This is a genomic window from Tepidibacillus decaturensis, assembly GCF_001561915.1.
GTDB lineage: Bacteria > Bacillota > Bacilli > Tepidibacillales > Tepidibacillaceae > Tepidibacillus_B > Tepidibacillus_B infernus.
The window spans coordinates 2,547,176-2,562,682 of record NZ_LSKU01000001.1; the positions used below are offsets into that span (position 1 = coordinate 2,547,176).

17 protein-coding genes and 1 pseudogene are annotated in these 15,507 nt (G+C 38.3%); all 18 read right to left on the reverse strand.

Annotation, left to right across the window (positions count from 1 at the left end; genetic code table 11):
• Window positions 1-109: 109 nt before the first annotated feature.
• Window positions 110-1,411: a methyl-accepting chemotaxis protein gene (locus U473_RS11890; RefSeq protein ID WP_068726655.1), complete on the reverse strand. Its 1,302-nt coding sequence runs from the start codon at window positions 1,409-1,411 to the stop codon at window positions 110-112.
• A gap of 112 nt (window positions 1,412-1,523) precedes the next feature.
• Window positions 1,524-1,955, reverse strand: a complete 432-nt coding sequence (locus U473_RS11895) for a low molecular weight protein arginine phosphatase (protein WP_068726657.1) — start codon at window positions 1,953-1,955, stop codon at window positions 1,524-1,526.
• 20 nt (window positions 1,956-1,975) lie between these two features.
• Window positions 1,976-2,716: a ZIP family metal transporter gene (locus U473_RS11900; protein ID WP_068726659.1), complete on the reverse strand. Its 741-nt coding sequence runs from the start codon at window positions 2,714-2,716 to the stop codon at window positions 1,976-1,978.
• A 2-nt stretch (window positions 2,717-2,718) separates the two neighbouring features.
• Complete coding sequence (locus tag U473_RS11905; RefSeq protein WP_068727673.1) at window positions 2,719-3,276, reverse strand: manganese efflux pump MntP; 558 nt, start codon at window positions 3,274-3,276, stop codon at window positions 2,719-2,721.
• A 55-nt stretch (window positions 3,277-3,331) separates the two neighbouring features.
• Complete coding sequence (locus U473_RS15740; RefSeq protein WP_407701953.1) at window positions 3,332-3,742, reverse strand: Sua5 family C-terminal domain-containing protein; 411 nt, start codon at window positions 3,740-3,742, stop codon at window positions 3,332-3,334.
• Window positions 3,743-3,808: 66 nt separating this feature from the next.
• A pseudogene (locus U473_RS15745) lies at window positions 3,809-4,389 on the reverse strand (L-threonylcarbamoyladenylate synthase); the annotation flags it as partial.
• Between the two features lie 232 nt (window positions 4,390-4,621).
• Window positions 4,622-5,269, reverse strand: coding sequence for a stage II sporulation protein R (gene spoIIR / locus U473_RS11915; protein ID WP_068726662.1), 648 nt, complete (start codon window positions 5,267-5,269; stop codon window positions 4,622-4,624).
• Between the two features lie 128 nt (window positions 5,270-5,397).
• Complete coding sequence (prmC, locus tag U473_RS11920; RefSeq protein WP_082732530.1) at window positions 5,398-6,279, reverse strand: peptide chain release factor N(5)-glutamine methyltransferase; 882 nt, start codon at window positions 6,277-6,279, stop codon at window positions 5,398-5,400.
• Window positions 6,276-7,352: a peptide chain release factor 1 gene (prfA, locus tag U473_RS11925; RefSeq protein ID WP_068726664.1), complete on the reverse strand. Its 1,077-nt coding sequence runs from the start codon at window positions 7,350-7,352 to the stop codon at window positions 6,276-6,278. The genes prmC and prfA overlap by 4 nt, the downstream gene beginning before the upstream one ends.
• Window positions 7,353-7,484: 132 nt before the next feature.
• The gene (locus U473_RS11930) at window positions 7,485-8,111 is read right to left on the reverse strand and encodes a YhcN/YlaJ family sporulation lipoprotein (RefSeq protein WP_068726666.1); all 627 of its coding nucleotides are present in this window, start codon (window positions 8,109-8,111) and stop codon (window positions 7,485-7,487) included.
• Window positions 8,112-8,169: 58 nt separating this feature from the next.
• Window positions 8,170-8,760 (reverse strand): thymidine kinase, encoded by a 591-nt coding sequence (locus tag U473_RS11935; protein ID WP_068726668.1) that lies wholly within the window; start codon window positions 8,758-8,760, stop codon window positions 8,170-8,172.
• Between the two features lie 238 nt (window positions 8,761-8,998).
• Window positions 8,999-9,199: a 50S ribosomal protein L31 gene (gene rpmE / locus U473_RS11940; protein WP_068726671.1), complete on the reverse strand. Its 201-nt coding sequence runs from the start codon at window positions 9,197-9,199 to the stop codon at window positions 8,999-9,001.
• Between the two features lie 177 nt (window positions 9,200-9,376).
• Window positions 9,377-10,630, reverse strand: a complete 1,254-nt coding sequence (gene rho / locus U473_RS11945; protein ID WP_068726673.1) for a transcription termination factor Rho — start codon at window positions 10,628-10,630, stop codon at window positions 9,377-9,379.
• A gap of 84 nt (window positions 10,631-10,714) precedes the next feature.
• The gene (glpX, locus tag U473_RS11950; protein ID WP_068726675.1) at window positions 10,715-11,677 is read right to left on the reverse strand and encodes a class II fructose-bisphosphatase; all 963 of its coding nucleotides are present in this window, start codon (window positions 11,675-11,677) and stop codon (window positions 10,715-10,717) included.
• Window positions 11,678-11,766: 89 nt separating this feature from the next.
• Entirely contained in the window at window positions 11,767-13,029 is a 1,263-nt protein-coding gene (locus tag U473_RS11955; RefSeq protein WP_068726678.1) for a UDP-N-acetylglucosamine 1-carboxyvinyltransferase, read from the reverse strand.
• 160 nt (window positions 13,030-13,189) lie between these two features.
• A complete protein-coding gene (gene fsa / locus U473_RS11960) occupies window positions 13,190-13,834 on the reverse strand; it encodes a fructose-6-phosphate aldolase (RefSeq protein ID WP_068726680.1) in 645 nt (214 codons plus the stop codon).
• A gap of 25 nt (window positions 13,835-13,859) precedes the next feature.
• Window positions 13,860-14,714 carry a class II fructose-1,6-bisphosphate aldolase gene (gene fba / locus U473_RS11965; protein WP_068726683.1) on the reverse strand — a complete coding sequence of 285 codons (855 nt, stop codon included), beginning with the start codon at window positions 14,712-14,714 and terminating at the stop codon, window positions 13,860-13,862.
• Window positions 14,715-14,867: 153 nt separating this feature from the next.
• Window positions 14,868-15,263, reverse strand: coding sequence for a response regulator (locus tag U473_RS11970; RefSeq protein WP_068726685.1), 396 nt, complete (start codon window positions 15,261-15,263; stop codon window positions 14,868-14,870).
• Between the last annotated feature and the right edge of the window lie 244 nt (window positions 15,264-15,507).

Sequence of the window (15,507 nt, forward strand, 5' to 3'; positions counted from 1 at the left end):
ACTTAAAAAAAGGTTTGTATATTCCAACGGAATATACAAACACCTAAATGACAAGTGGAAGAAAGTTATACTTTCTTATTTTAAAAAAGAGTGGGTTTAAGCCCCTCTCTTAGACACGAAACTTTTCTATTAATTCTTTTAAATGATATGCGGAATCTCTTAATTGTTGAACTGTTGCAGCGATTTCTTCCATTGCCGCCGTTTGTTCTTCGGTTGTCGCTGCTACTTGCTGTGCTCCTGCCGAAGTTTCTTCTGCAACCGCTGCCATATTTTGAGCCTCTGACAATGTTTCCTGAATATGTTGGAATTGTTTTTCGATCAGTTTAGTAATCTCTTCAATAGAGAACACTACTTGGTTCACAGATTCACCAATGCTAGCAAGAGATTGTTTTGTTTTTTCTCCCCGATTCGATTCTGAGGTTGCTAGCTCTACTTGTTCAGAGATTTTCCTTACCACGTTATGTACTTCTTGTTGCATTTGTCCAATAATAGAACTAATATTTTGAACTGCTTTTGTACTTTGGTCTGCTAGTTTCCTTACCTCATTGGCTACAACAGCAAATCCCCGTCCATGTTCACCGGCTCTTGCCGCTTCTATGGAGGCATTTAAGGCTAACAGATTGGTTTGCTCCGCTATATTTCCTACCACTTCGGTAATGGTACTAATTTCTCCAGCGTTTTTTTCTAGCCTTTTTACTAAATCAATCGATTCTTGGTTGGCGTTTGCAATATGATGTAGTCCTTCTACTAATGAATGGACGACTTCAATGCTTTCTTTGATGACTTGTTCCATGTAGTGGGAATGGTTTTTAGTTTGGTTGGCTTTTTGCTTGACTTCTTCTGATAAGCGATTGATTTGAGTCAATGATTCTACTGTCGCATTGGTTGCAATTGCTTGCCGCTCTGCTCCTTTAGCAATCTCTTCAATCGTTCGAGAAATATTTTCTGCTGAGTTGGCCGATTGTTCAGATGCAAGGATTAATTCCTCTACGTTGTTATTGGTAAGTTCAAAATTTCCATTGATATCGCGTACCATCAATCGTAGATTTGTTAACATTTGGTTAAAGGCAATTCCCAATGCTCTTAATTCATCATCAGATTTAACAACCTTCACATCTCTACTTAAATCACCTGTTGCTGCAATTCTTGCTGATTGTTCCAGTTCGATCAACGGTTTCGTTAGAATTCTAGAAGCGACATAGCCAAAAAAGATTGTCCATGCTACACCTAAAATCAAAGTAAGAATAACAAAAAGTTCAAATGTTAAAAAAGGCATTCGATTAAGAATCGAGTCTTTTAAAACAATGATGAAAAATGCACTTGTCCCATATGTTATGAAAGATAGCATCGAAATGCCTGTAACAAATTTTTTGGTTAAACTAAATTTAAACTTATTTTCCCCTTTTTCCATTTCCTCACCAACCTTTTGATTAAAAGTCTTTTTTATTGCCAAATTCCACTAGCTAAGTAAGTATTCGCTAAGAAGGTGGCTACTCCTTCATATTCCCTAATTTTTTTTGTGATTATAGGATTTTTCTTCTATCCAAAAATGTTCGAATGGCTGCTTCAATCTCTTTGGCTGTTTCTCGGTAAACTTCCAAATCGTTCCCAAATGGATCGGAAATATCTCCGGATTCTTTAAGCATTTTTATTTTTTCGATAAACTCAGGGTATTGCTCTACTAATACCTGTTTATGTCCTTCTGTCATGGTAAACACAAGGTCTGCCCATTTTAATAATTTCCTTGTTACTTTTTTTGCACTGTGGTCGTCTTCTACACCATATTCCTGCATGACGGTTCTTGCATGCTCAGATGCAGGGAGATCTTCAATCGCCAAAATTCCAGCTGATTTTACAGCTAGTTCCAACCCTTCATCTGTAGCTATTTTTTTTAAAATTTTCTCTGCCATTGGGCTTCGACATGTGTTGCCTGTACATACAAATAATACATTCATGACTAAAACCATCCTTCTCTTCAATGATTTAATTGATAAACGATATACATAATGAGAATCCCGATCCCCATTCCAAATTGCCCCAATAAACGATGTAACTTCATGCTTTCTGGCCCTATATCTTTAACGACTAAATACCCCATTGCACCAGCAGCCACACTAAGTCCAATAGAAATCCAATAGGGTACCATCTCGCCGATGAGGATACTGATCCATGTACCTAAAGGAATAAATAAACCTGTTGAAAGTGGAATTAAAAAAATTGTCAATGAGCGAAGTTTACCTAACATCAGGGTTGAAGCTACTCCTAACCCTTCGGGAATATTGTGCAAAGCGATGACTAGGGCGACGCGAATGCCTAACTTTTCTTGTGTTTCAAATCCCGCCCCAATTGCTACACCTTCAGGTAAATTATGCAAAGCAATCGCAAGGGTGAAAAAAATGGCCAGCTGTCGATAATATCGTTCTTCTGCTATTTGATTTAGATGATTGGACAAGGGTAGAAATTTGGCAATAAACCAATCAACTAAAGACATAATAAGAATGCCAATCAAAAGACCAATCCAGGTATATTTTATGTTCCCATAAGTGAATGAGGCTGGAAGTAAATCAACAAAAACAACCATTCCCATCATGCCGGTAGAAATACCTAGATAAAATCCCAACACTCTTGAATCAGGACGTCCAAACCAAAGAACTATTAAACCACCTATTCCGGTGGCAAGACCTGACAATAGGCTAATCAAAATGATTTGTTCCATGGCTACACCAAAAATTTAATGCCAAAGACGAGCAGAATGATACCACCAAGTGCTTCTCCATAATCCCCGAGCCAATCGCCAATCTTATCCCCTAATGTTAAGCCTAAGGCAGTCATTGCTCCACCTATGATACCAAACAATAAAACAACAAATAAAAAATCTGCAGAAAAAAGCCCTAAGGATAGACCGACAGATAAAGCATCAATACTAACACTAAAAGCGAGTAAAAATAACCCGATTCCTACTGTTTGGTCTAAAACATGCGCTTTATTGCTTAAAAATGACGACCAAAGCATATTCGCACCAAGCATCACTAAAATGATTCCTCCAACCCAAGTAGCAATGTCCCCTATAAAGGTGGAAAGAAAGTGCCCGAACACCATTCCAATGAGTGGCATCAATATATGAAAAATACCTATGGTGATACTAATCTTGCTGATTTGAGCCCAAGATAATTTTTGCATTCCAATACCGATTCCTAAAGAAAAGGCATCCATTCCTAGAGCAATGCCTATCATAAGAAGTGCCATAATTTGCCCTAGGTTTGTCATCCATTCCATAGCAACATCCCCTCCATAACCTTGTCTATCCAACATTATGCAAGGGGTTGTCTCTTTATACGTCAATCATTTTTCCACCTGCTGCTTTTTTTATTCGATTCATAATAGCTAGACCAATTCCCGCTTCCCCCACACCCTCAACTAATATATAATCGATCTTTTGTTGATCAAATGTTCGCAACGCATCATATAGATGTACTGCTAAAGGGTGTAGATTATTTTTGGAACCATAACCTAAAACCAAGTCAGCTTTTAAAATCTCTTTTTCATGCTCGCGGAGCGTTAATACGCCTACTTTTTTCCCTTCATTAATCATTTGATTAGCCAGTTGATTGATTTTATCTATAACCGCTTGTTCCTTCCCACGAACGATCCACATCTCTCCTGTTGGAGCATAATGGGTATATTTCATTCCCGGTGATTTTGGTTTTTCTTCTTCTTTAATAAGTGCAGGGTCTAAGGACACAACACCAAGAACGGCTTCTAATTCTTCAATGGTTATACCACCAGGCCTTAAGACTGTTGGAATTTCCTCAGTTAGATCAATGACTGTAGATTCTAAGCCTACACCTGTTGCCCCACCATCGACAATTCCTTCGATTCTACCCTGTAAATCATGCCAAACATGATCTGCAGTCGTCGGACTAGGTTTTCCAGAGCGATTAGCACTAGGCGCTGCAATCGGTAGATCTGCTGCCTTAATGACTGCAAGGGCTACAGGATGATTAGGCATTCTAACCGCCACAGTGGGAAGTCCAGCTGTAACTAATGGGGATATTCCATCTTTTCGTTTGAAAATAATGGTTAAAGGTCCTGGCCAAAACTGATCCATTAGTCTTTTGCTACGTTGATCCACATCTTCAACAAGCTGCTCTAGCTGTTTATAGCTGGCAATATGGACGATTAGTGGATTATCACTAGGACGCCCTTTTGCTGCAAAGATTTTTTTACTGCTTCTGTATCTAAGGCATTTGCGCCAAGGCCATATACTGTTTCTGTAGGAAAAGCGATCACTTCTCCTTCCCTTAAACGCTTGGCTACTTCTATGATATCAGGATGACATTCATCCACAAGTTTATCCACATTCCAAATCTTCGTTTTTGTTCCTAGCATCCTATTTGCTCCTAACCTGTTTCGTTTTAAAATGTAATTGTGACATAGATTCTCTTCTTATTAAACAAAAAAATATTGCACCTGTCAAAATAATCTATTGACAAGTTATGCACAGTTTGTGAATAACCTGTTAATAAGTATGTTAATAACTCTTCATAATGATGATAAATGGTTTATGATTTAGTAAAAAAGCTTCGAACAATGCTATTGCTCGAAGCTTGGAATAGATCTTTTAAAATATCGATTTGATAAAGGAAAAGAGTTTAAGTAGCATATCAAAGAGGAAAAATCTCACTTCTACTTCTTCAGGATCATTTAATTGGACAATAGATTGCTGTGTCTTGTCTACTGTTGTATTTTTAACCACATCAACAGCATCCCCTGTGGATATGTCAACAAAACATAGTGGGGGGAATAAAACACACCACCAATTTTGCCCCTTACCAGCACCTAGAGTAATTCGGAGTGCCTCATACTCACCAGCAGGATAAACGGTTTGACCATACATTTTTGTAGGAAATGGAACGATACCAAGCTCAACCTTTGGTGGTTCTGAATAACTAAATCCATTGTCCTTTATCGTCTTTTCTACCAATTCTTGAAATGCTGGTAAATGCTCCTTGATGACTGCTCTTGCTTCTTCAATTGTTTTAACCTTTGTCGCATAAGGATCTAGTTGTGCAACAATTTCATCCCTGATTTTCCGTTTTAACCATTGGTCTTCAGGCGAATCACTGTTTGCAATGATCCGTAAACGAATGGCTTGATCAGGTATAGTGGCTGATTCCTGTGGTGCAGCAATTGCCATCTCTTGTTTTTGTATATCCCAACTCATCAAAAGAACAGAAAATATAAAAATAAAATATAATAGCTTTTTCATCACGTTTCCCCTCTCGTCTCTCTATTTATCCTCATTATGGACAGAATAGGGAAAGGTTAAACGTGTAAGTTTCTATATTCCAACGTGCTCCGTTGTTCGCGGTTTTCCATGATTAAAAAAGGTTTATTTTAGGTAATCTTAGCGATGATGATCCTAGGAATACCTTGAAAATCAGGGATTACCTTTATATGTTCTATTTGTAGCTTCCATTTTGAGTCTTTTTGCTGAAGCAATTCAACGATTGGTTCTGATTGATCAATTCCAATTTCAAATGCAATCAAACCTGGTCGATGCAATACTTTTTCGGCTTGTTGAAGGATTTGACGATAAAATTGTAGGCCATCTTCTCCACCATCTAAGGCTAACATTGGCTCATTATTCTTCACTTCTGGCATTAAATCATCAAGATCCTTCGTAGGAATATAAGGCGGATTTGATACGATTAAATCTACCTTCATTTTCGATTCTAAGATTGGATTTAGCAAATCTCCATGATGAAAGGTTACTTGGGCTTCCAACTTTATGGCATTTTTCTTTGCCGTTTTTAAAGCGGCGTTAGAAATATCTACTGTATGAACATGCCAATTTGGCTTTTCCAGTGCTAATGTAATCGCAATTGCCCCACTGCCTGTACCTACATCTACTACGGTAATCGGCTGATCTTGCCATATTTGATCTGCTTCATGGATAAGATGTTCAAGCAACAGTTCTGTTTCAGGACGAGGAATCAGTACATTGGGATTAACCGAAAAAGGTCTACCATAAAATTCTTGCTCACCTACGATATATTGCAGTGGAATATGGTGGATTCTCTGATCAAGCCATTGCTTTAATGGTTCCCATTTCTCGATTGGGAAGGGTTGATTCCATTGGAGAAACAGTTGGCTTCGATTCCATTGAAACAAGTTTCTAATCAAAACCTCTGCTTCTAAAGGGGCTTGATCGATATGATGTTGTCTTAAAAAGGAGGAAGCCCAAGAATGGGCTTCCTTTATTGTCATGTTTCTCATTCTGATTGCTCCGTATGTTTTAATAAGTCCGCTTGCGCTTGTACGTGAAGCGCTGAGATAATTTCCTCCAAATCACCATCAAGTACGCTATCTAATTTGTGCAAAGTAAGGCCGATACGATGATCTGTTACACGACTTTGGGGGAAGTTATAGGTTCGAATCCGTTCACTTCGATCCCCTGTTCCTACAGCACTTTTTCTTGTTTCAGCTAGTTTAGCCTGTTCTTCCTCTAATTGTTTTTCATAAATTCTAGCTCTTAACACTTTCATCGCTTTTTCCTTATTTTTAATTTGGGATTTTTCATCCTGCATGGATACCACGATTCCAGTGGGGATATGGGTTAAGCGAACCGCTGATTGAGTGGTATTTACGCTTTGTCCACCAGGACCACTTGAACAGAAGACATCGACGCGAATATCTTTTTCATGAATCTCTACTTCTACATCTTCTGCCTCAGGTAATACAGCAACTGTTGCGGTAGAAGTATGGATACGTCCACCTGATTCTGTTTCAGGTACACGTTGCACACGGTGGGCACCACTTTCATATTTTAATTTACTATAAGCACCTTTTCCAGTAATCATAAAAATAACTTCTTTGAACCCACCAATCCCTGTATAATTGGCATCCATTACTTCTGTTTTCCATCCTTGTCTTTCTGCAAAGCGTGTATACATGCGGAAAAGATCACCAGCAAATAAGGCAGCCTCATCACCACCAGCAGCCCCTCTAATTTCTACAATAACGTTTTTCTCATCATTAGGATCTTTTGGAAGGAGAAGAATTCTTAGCTGTTCTTCTAGCGCTTTCTTTTTTTCCTCTAATTCATCTAATTCCATTTTGACCATTTCACGCATCTCTGCATCAAGTTTTTCTTCTAACATCGCTTTTGCATCTTGATGTTCTTTAACGACTTGTTTATATTCTTTATATGCTTGAACCGTTTCTTCTAATCCGGATTGTTCCTTTGAATATTCTCTTAGTTTTTTGGGATCATTAAGGACTTCCGGGTCCATTAACAATTCCGTCAATTGATTATAACGGTCTTCTAATTCTTGTAACCGTCCGAACATTTCACTCACCCCAATTTGGAATAAAAACTAATGTATAACGTTAAAATTATATCGGAATTGCTCGTTATAAGCAAGAAATAAAGAACACCCTTTTAGCCTAAGCTAAAAAGGTGTTCTTTGAAACGAGGCGTACTATCTTCTGTAGGTTCTAAAACGGTTGTCAAAATCACGAAAGTCTGTTTGGAAACGATCAACGGCAGTCCCACCTCTAATGCCATCGCCTATGTCACGTAGTCGCCCAAATAGATCAGCATCAGAAGTAATACGGATGTTATAACGGGGGTATAATCTCTTTAGAGCATTATACACATTTCGTTCGACACGGTTAGCTTCGGTAGATTGAATTCGATCTTCTAAATCCAATCCTACATAGGCATTCCCGCCAGCAATAACAACCGTTGCATCTTCAACTCCATTAACTCTTGCTGCCGTTTCCGCCATTCTGTCTGCATCATCGTTTGCATTGTTACGGAACTGGTTAGCACGGAAGCCGTAAGGGCCAACATTGTTAGGACCGTATGGATTGTAATTATAAGCACCATAAGTACCATCATAACGGTTATATGGAGTGACGTTTCGATAAGGTGTAATGCCATCATAAGTATATGGATTCACCTTACGACCATCATTTCCATCTAACATATTCGGCTGATTGTAACCTCTCGTTAATGGTCTATTATCATTATCTACATTACATGCCGTTAATCCTAACACTAAAAGGCTGGCTAATACCAATAGCTTGAATTTTTTTGTACGCAAATGCGTCACCTCCTCAGGAATTATATTTCCCGATATGAGGCAAAAACATTTTGCTTAATTATTCCAAATACTCATCTTTTTCTAGCGGCGGATGGTAATAATGTCTGCGACAAACACTGCGATATGTTTCATTTCCACCAATTTCAATGGCTTCGCCGGAATAAACAGGTTGTCCATCTTTAAATTTTAGGATGTGAGTTGCTTTTTTATTACAATAAACACAAACGGTTTTAATTTCTTCAATTTTATCCGCTTCACAAAGCAATTGTTGGCTACCTTCAAATAATTCATTTTTAAAATTTTTTAACAAACCATAAACAATCACAGGTATGTTTAATTGATCCACAATATGGGTTAGTTGAGTGACGTGATAAGGTTTGAGAAATTGCCCTTCGTCTACCAATACACAGTCTGGTTTTATTTCTTCGTTATCCACCATTTTGAAGATATCGGTATCATCGTAAACAGGAACAGCCTCTCTGCTGATACCTACTCTTGAGGTAACTTTCCCCACTCCATATCGATCATCAATCGCTGGAGTAAAAACCGTTGCTTTTTTCCCAGATTGTTCGTAATTGTGAGCAACGGTTAAGAGCTGAATCGTTTTTGAAGCATTCATTGCCCCATATCTAAAAAAAAGTTGCGCCATGTTTCTCCCTCCCCCCAAGCTATTACAAATATGAAATGTATATTATTAGAGAAAAACAGGCAAGCGATCGCCTGCCTGTTTATTTTTAATATTAAGGAAAGTGTAACTTTCCTCCCCCTTATCATTAGGGGTTTGTATATTCCAAAAGCAACGACTTTTGAGAGCGAGTTTTCCCTCGTTCTTCTTTAATCATGGAAAACCGCGAACAACGGAGCGCGTTGGAATATACAAACTTAATTTATTTAATGTTGTATTTCTTCTTAAATTTATCTACACGACCACCCGCATCAACAAATTTTTGTTTTCCAGTGAAAAATGGATGGCATTCAGAACAAATCTCAACGCGTAGATTTTCTTTAACTGATCCAGTTTCAAAAGTATTACCACATGCACATGTTACTTTTGTAATTTTGTAATCTGGATGAATTCCTTGTTTCATTACGTTCACCTCTTTCTGCCCTGATTCATTTGCGAATCAGAGTTATCACACACATAGAAAAATTATAACATAAGTAAAAATAAAGATGCAAGGTTTAAGTTTGCGCAGAAATACACTCCCAAAAGTCGCTGCTTTTGGAATATACAAACTACCGGTTCATAGAGGAAAGAGGTGGGATTATAGACCTTTTTTCGGATCAATAGAAGCGATAAATTCTTGATTTGTCTTACTTTCCTTTAATTTTTTCAGGAATAACTCAACAAATTCTTGACCCTCTGTCATTGATTTTCGAATTAACCATAGCTTTTCTAACTCTTCTTTTGTCAAAAGTAAATCTTCTCTTCTTGTTCCTGAACGGGTAATGTCGATGGCAGGAAAAATTCTTCGATTAGCTAATTTGCGGTCCAAATGAAGTTCCATATTTCCAGTTCCCTTAAATTCTTCATAAATCACGTCATCCATTCTAGAACCTGTCTCCACTAATGCTGTAGCAAGGATGGTCAAGCTACCGCCTTCTTCAATGTTTCTCGCTGCTCCAAAAAAACGTTTTGGCCTATGGAAAGCTGATGGGTCTATACCTCCTGATAATGTCCGGCCACTTGGTGGAATGACTAAGTTATAAGCCCTTGCTAACCTTGTAATACTGTCCATTAGAATTACGACGTCCTTTTTTGCTTCAACTAACCTCTGTGCTCGTTCTAAAACTAGTTCTGCAACCTTAATATGATTTTCTGGTAATTCATCAAATGTTGAGCTAATAATTTCTCCTTTCACTGATCTTTCCATATCAGTCACTTCTTCAGGTCTTTCATCTATGAGTAATACCATCAAATGGATATCAGGATAGTTTTCACTAATCGAATTAGCAATCTCTTTTAAAAGGACGGTTTTACCTGCCTTTGGTGGGGCTACGATCAATCCCCGTTGACCTAATCCAACTGGAGTGAATAAATCCATGATTCGAGTAGAGAGATTGCTTGGAGCAGTTTCCAAGACAATTTTTTTCTGAGGGAAAATAGGTGTGAGAGAAGCAAAATGTAATCGTTCAGAAGCAATTTCAGGATCCATTCCGTTTACCGCTTCTACATACAATAAACCAAAATATCTTTCATTTTCCTTTGGCGGTCTAGCCTTACCAGAGACTAAATCCCCTGTTCGCAAATCAAACCTGCGAATTTGTGAAGCGGAAATATAAATATCTTCGTCACTAGGTAAATAATTGACAGGTCTTAGAAAGCCATATCCATCTGGTAGAATTTCCAATACACCTTCCATAAACATGAGTCCTGCTTTTTCTGCCTGCGCTTTTAAAATGGAAAAAATAAGTTCGTTTTTTTTCATTTTCCCATAATAAGGAATTTGAAACTCTTTTGCTAACTTATAAAGCTCTGTTAGCTTCATCGTTTCTAACATTGATATATTTAAATCCATTCCGTTGAACACCTTCTTTATCTATTGTATTAAAATGAAAACATTATATTATTTTTCTCCAATTTCAATTGTTTATACATTGCTTTATTTAATCAGTAAGTTTGGTTTTTTCTCAAGTCGATGGGTTCCATCAATAATTCTTACTGTTCCTGTCTTCGCCCGCATGACAATCGATTGGGTTGTAGCGATACTTCCATGAAAACGAACTCCCTTTAAAAGTTCACCATCCGTTACACCTGTAGCTGCAAAAATGGCGTCATCACCTTTTACTAGATCTTCCATTTTTAGGATATGATTTGGATCGATCCTCATTTCCTTACATCGCTCCCTTTCTTGCTCATTTTGCGGGAGTAACTTACCTTGAATCTCTCCTCCTAAACATTTTAGGGCCACAGCTGCTAATACCCCTTCTGGTGCTCCACCAGAACCTAATAGGATATCCACACCTGTATCTTCAAAAGCTGTATTGATTGCCGCTGCTACATCACCATCACTTATCAATTTGATCCTTGCTCCAGCAGAGCGGATTTGTTGGATTAATTCTTGGTGGCGTTCTCGATCCAACACCACGGCTGTTACTTCAGAGATATCTTTGTTTAGTTCTCTCGCTACAATTTCTAGGTTCTCTTTCACACTTGCATTTATATTGATTTTTCCCGCTACTCTAGGACCAACAGCAATCTTCTCCATATACATATCTGGTGCATGTAAAAGGTTGCCTTTATCAGCGATCGCGACTACTGCTAAAGCATTCCATAACCCTCTTGCAACAATATTGGTTCCTTCAATCGGATCAACAGCTACATCTACTTCAGGGCCATATCCTGTTCCTAATTTTTCACCAATGTAGAGCATTGGCGCCTCATCCATTTCCCCCTCACCAATCACAACGGTTCCTTGCATTGGTACGGTATCAAAGACCCTTCTCATTGCCGATGTTCCGGCATCATCCACCTCATTTTTTAACCCTTGCCCCATCCACCTTGCAGCAGCCAATGCAGCTGCTTCAGTCACCCGAACTAATTCTAATGTTAAACTCCTCTCCATAATTCTTCTCCCCCTAATTGTAGCCCACAAAAGTGAAGAGTTTCTTCGTAGCGTACTCCGATTACTTTTGCGGGGTCCCATTTCTTTTCTTAGAACAGCTCATCCTTGACTCTCCAAATATTTGCTCCTAAAGCATGTAACTTTTCTACTAGCTTTTCATACCCTCGATCAATATGATATACATCACTTATCTCTGTAATCCCTTCAGCCATTAGCCCTGCAATCACTAAGGAGGCCCCTGCTCTTAGGTCTGTCGCTTTTACTTTTGTTCCTTGAAGATCATTGACCCCTTTTACTACTGCTGTTCTACCTTCAACCTTAATATCTGCTCCCATTCTAATCAGTTCATCGACATGGCGAAATCTTGAAGTATAAATATTGTCAGTGACCACACTTGTTCCTTCTGCCCGTGTTAGTAAAGAGGTAACAGGTTGTTGCAAATCAGTAGGGAATCCAGGATAGGGAAGGGTTTTAATGTCTACGGGTCGGTAATAGGATTGACCTAAAACACGAATGGAATCGTCCTTTTCTTGAACAATGGCTCCCATTTCTTTTAGCTTTGCTGTTAATGCTTCTAAATGTTTTGGAATCACATTGTCTACCGTAATATCTCCCGCTGTCGCCGCAGCGATAATCATATAGGTACCTGCTTCGATTCGATCAGGTATAATTGAGTGCCTACACCCTTTTAATTCTTCAACACCTTGGATTTTTATAATATCTGTTCCTACACCAGTGATTTTTGCACCCATCGAGGTTAGAATGGTAGCGATATCGATGATCTCTGGCTCTTTGGCAGCATTTTCAATAATGGTTTGCCCTTTTGCCCTAGACGCCGCTAGCATAATATTAATCGTTGCACCTACACTTACCACGTCTAAGAAGATTCGGTTTCCAACTAATGAGTCCGCTTTCAAATATAAAGACCCAGATTCTTGAATCACCTTCGCTCCTAAACTTTCAAAGCCTTTTATATGCTGATCAATCGGTCTTGGGCCTAAATGACAGCCCCCAGGCAAACCAATCGTTGCTTCACCAAACTTTCCTAATAGGGCACCCATTAAATAATATGAGGCTCTTAGTTCCTTTATCTTACCATTTGGCATTGGTTTAGGCTTCATTTGAGTAGGGTCGATTCTCATTGTCCCATGATGATATTCTATCATTGCACCAAGTTCAGACAGGATTTGCATAAGAATATGTATATCGCGAATATCTGGTAGGTTTTCAATCGTCACTGGGGAATTTGCTAAAATGGCAGCTGGAATTAAAGCAACAGCACTATTTTTTGCGCCACTAATCGTTACTGTCCCTGATAAATGGTCTCCCCCTTTAATCATCAATGTTTCCAAAAGTTTTCTCCCCTAACGTAAAAGAAGTCGATAAGATAGCCCACAAAAGTGACGACTTCCAACGAAGCATATTCCGATTACTTTTGCGGGGTTCCACTATAATATTAAAATTAAAGCTTGTATTTTACAACAGGGTAAAATACAAGCCCATATCGATTTGCTATTTTTGAGCCTTATTCCAATCTGCGAGGAATTTTTCAATCCCGATATCTGTTAAGGGATGCTTGATCATTTGCTCTAGCACTTTATATGGAACAGTTGCGATATCAGAACCTGCTTTTGCAGATTGAGTTACATGCATAGGGTGTCGAATACTTGCAGCAATAATCTCTGTCTCAATCCCATGATAAGCAAAAATTTGATGAATATCCTCAATCAGCGAGATTCCATCATAACCAATATCATCTAATCTACCTGCAAAAGGAGAAACATAACTTGCTCCTGCTCTTGCTGCCATTAAAGCTTGGTTTGCAGAGAAAATCAACGTTACATTCGTCTTGATATTTTTTTGTTTTAAAGCGTGTACTGCTTTAAGGCCTTCAACAGTCATCGGAATTTTAATTACAATATTCTTATGTAAAGAAGCGAGCTGTTCTCCTTCTTTCACCATTTCATCAGTTTTTAGCCCAATCACTTCAGCGCTGATAGGCCCATCAACAATGGAGGTAATCTCTTTGATAACTTCAATAAAATCTCTTCCTTCTTTAGCAATTAAAGAAGGGTTTGTTGTTACACCAGATAGAATACCCCACTCACTTGCTTTACGAATCTCCTCAATATTGGCTGTATCTATAAAAAATTTCATAATGGTGCCAACCCCTTTTTATCGTTTAGGCTTTACCATTGCTTCCAAATAAACGAATCTTTCCGCGAACGACTTCCTTCATTGCTTCGCGGCCTGGTCCTAAATATTTACGTGGATCATATACCTTAGCATCTTTTGCAAAGATTTCTCTAATGGTATTAGTTAAAGCAACTTGGTTTTCTGTATTCACGTTAATTTTACCAATTCCTGCAGCAATGGCTTTCGTAATATCCTCATCAGGAATACCTGATCCTCCATGAAGTACAAGCGGTATATCAATTTGCTTGCTTACAGCTTCAATAATATCGTGGTGGATTTTAGGTACGCCTTTATACATGCCGTGAGCACTACCTACAGCAATCGCAAGCGCATCTACACCTGTCTGTTTATAAAACTCGATTGCTTCTTCAGGCTTAGCTAGTTTTGCATCTTCTTCTTCAACAGAAAGGTCGTCTTCAACCCCGCCAATGGTTCCAAGTTCACCTTCAACAGATACTCCCATTGCATGGGCTGCTTCTACTACTTTCTTTGTTAAAGTAATATTCTCTTCAAATGGATGATGGGATCCATCAAACATCACAGAGGAAAATCCAGCACGAATGAACTTCATAGCTACTTCAAAACTGCTACCATGATCTAAATGTAAAGCAATTGGAATATTCGCAGTTTCAGCAGCAGCCTTTGCCATCGCTACTGTATATTCCAACCCCATATAGCGAGCAGCCCCTTCACTCACGCCTAAGATTACAGGAGAGTTTTCTTCTACTGCTGCTTCAATAATTGCCTGAGTAAATTCCAGGTTATTCATGTTAAATTGGCCAACGGCATATTTGCCAGCCTTTGCTTTCTGTAACATTTCTGTCATTGATACTAATGGCATAACTAGTCTCCTTTCAAAAACAATAATTAGATATGTATATTCTTTAGAATACCTATTTACTACCAAGATATTCAATACAATATCATTGAATCATTATACCATAAATCAAAAAGAAATTGATGAGCGAAAAAGTTTTTGAACGCATTAAAAACGTTAAATCGTTGCATGGTTCGATTCGACCTTATCTTCAAAAAGAATCGTCCTTACCGTCTCCCTTAATTCATCAATATCAAACGGTTTGGTAAAATGAGTAATAATTCCATGTTTTTTGGCTTCCTTAATCATATCCAGTTCACCATATGCGGTCATCATAATGACGTTCATGCTTTGATCAATCTTTTTGATATGCCTGAGAATTTCTAAACCATCCATTCCAGGAATCTTCATGTCTAGCAAAACAATATCAGGAGACTCTTTTTGAACAATTTCTAGTGCCGCTTTACCATTTGCTGCTTGAAACGTTTGATAACCTTCCTTACCAAAAACCTCGTACAAAAGCACTCTGATTCCATATTGATCATCCACAATAAGAATCTTTTTGTCTCTCATATTCTCCCCCCTGTATTTCACCAGATTTTTCCGAATATTTACTAAATATCAATCTATATCTTTCTCTATAAAGGTTAATTTTTCCTTCTGCCTTCATTGTTTTTTCATCACTTATTATTTTTTTTAAAGAAAATCCACAAAAGTGATGACATACACCGATTACTTTTGTAGGGACCCAATAAGAAAAGGTTTGTATATTCCATCGCGCTCCGTCATCCGTGCCCTTCTATGAATAAAGATTACG

What these genes read in the sequence shown, in the direction of transcription:
- U473_RS11890 (WP_068726655.1), bottom strand. Translation starts at nt 1,411, where the DNA reads ATGGAAAAAGGGGAAAATAAGTTTAAATTTAGTTTAACCAAAAAATTT.
- U473_RS11895 (WP_068726657.1), bottom strand. Translation starts at nt 1,955, where the DNA reads ATGAATGTATTATTTGTATGTACAGGCAACACATGTCGAAGCCCAATG.
- U473_RS11900 (WP_068726659.1), bottom strand. Translation starts at nt 2,716, where the DNA reads ATGGAACAAATCATTTTGATTAGCCTATTGTCAGGTCTTGCCACCGGA.
- U473_RS11905 (WP_068727673.1), bottom strand. Translation starts at nt 3,276, where the DNA reads ATGGAATGGATGACAAACCTAGGGCAAATTATGGCACTTCTTATGATA.
- spoIIR (WP_068726662.1), bottom strand. Translation starts at nt 5,269, where the DNA reads ATGAAAAAGCTATTATATTTTATTTTTATATTTTCTGTTCTTTTGATG.
- prmC (WP_082732530.1), bottom strand. Translation starts at nt 6,279, where the DNA reads ATGAGAAACATGACAATAAAGGAAGCCCATTCTTGGGCTTCCTCCTTT.
- prfA (WP_068726664.1), bottom strand. Translation starts at nt 7,352, where the DNA reads ATGTTCGGACGGTTACAAGAATTAGAAGACCGTTATAATCAATTGACG.
- U473_RS11935 (WP_068726668.1), bottom strand. Translation starts at nt 8,760, where the DNA reads ATGGCGCAACTTTTTTTTAGATATGGGGCAATGAATGCTTCAAAAACG.
- rpmE (WP_068726671.1), bottom strand. Translation starts at nt 9,199, where the DNA reads ATGAAACAAGGAATTCATCCAGATTACAAAATTACAAAAGTAACATGT.
- rho (WP_068726673.1), bottom strand. Translation starts at nt 10,630, where the DNA reads ATGGATTTAAATATATCAATGTTAGAAACGATGAAGCTAACAGAGCTT.
- glpX (WP_068726675.1), bottom strand. Translation starts at nt 11,677, where the DNA reads ATGGAGAGGAGTTTAACATTAGAATTAGTTCGGGTGACTGAAGCAGCT.
- fsa (WP_068726680.1), bottom strand. Translation starts at nt 13,834, where the DNA reads ATGAAATTTTTTATAGATACAGCCAATATTGAGGAGATTCGTAAAGCA.
- fba (WP_068726683.1), bottom strand. Translation starts at nt 14,714, where the DNA reads ATGCCATTAGTATCAATGACAGAAATGTTACAGAAAGCAAAGGCTGGC.
- U473_RS11970 (WP_068726685.1), bottom strand. Translation starts at nt 15,263, where the DNA reads ATGAGAGACAAAAAGATTCTTATTGTGGATGATCAATATGGAATCAGA.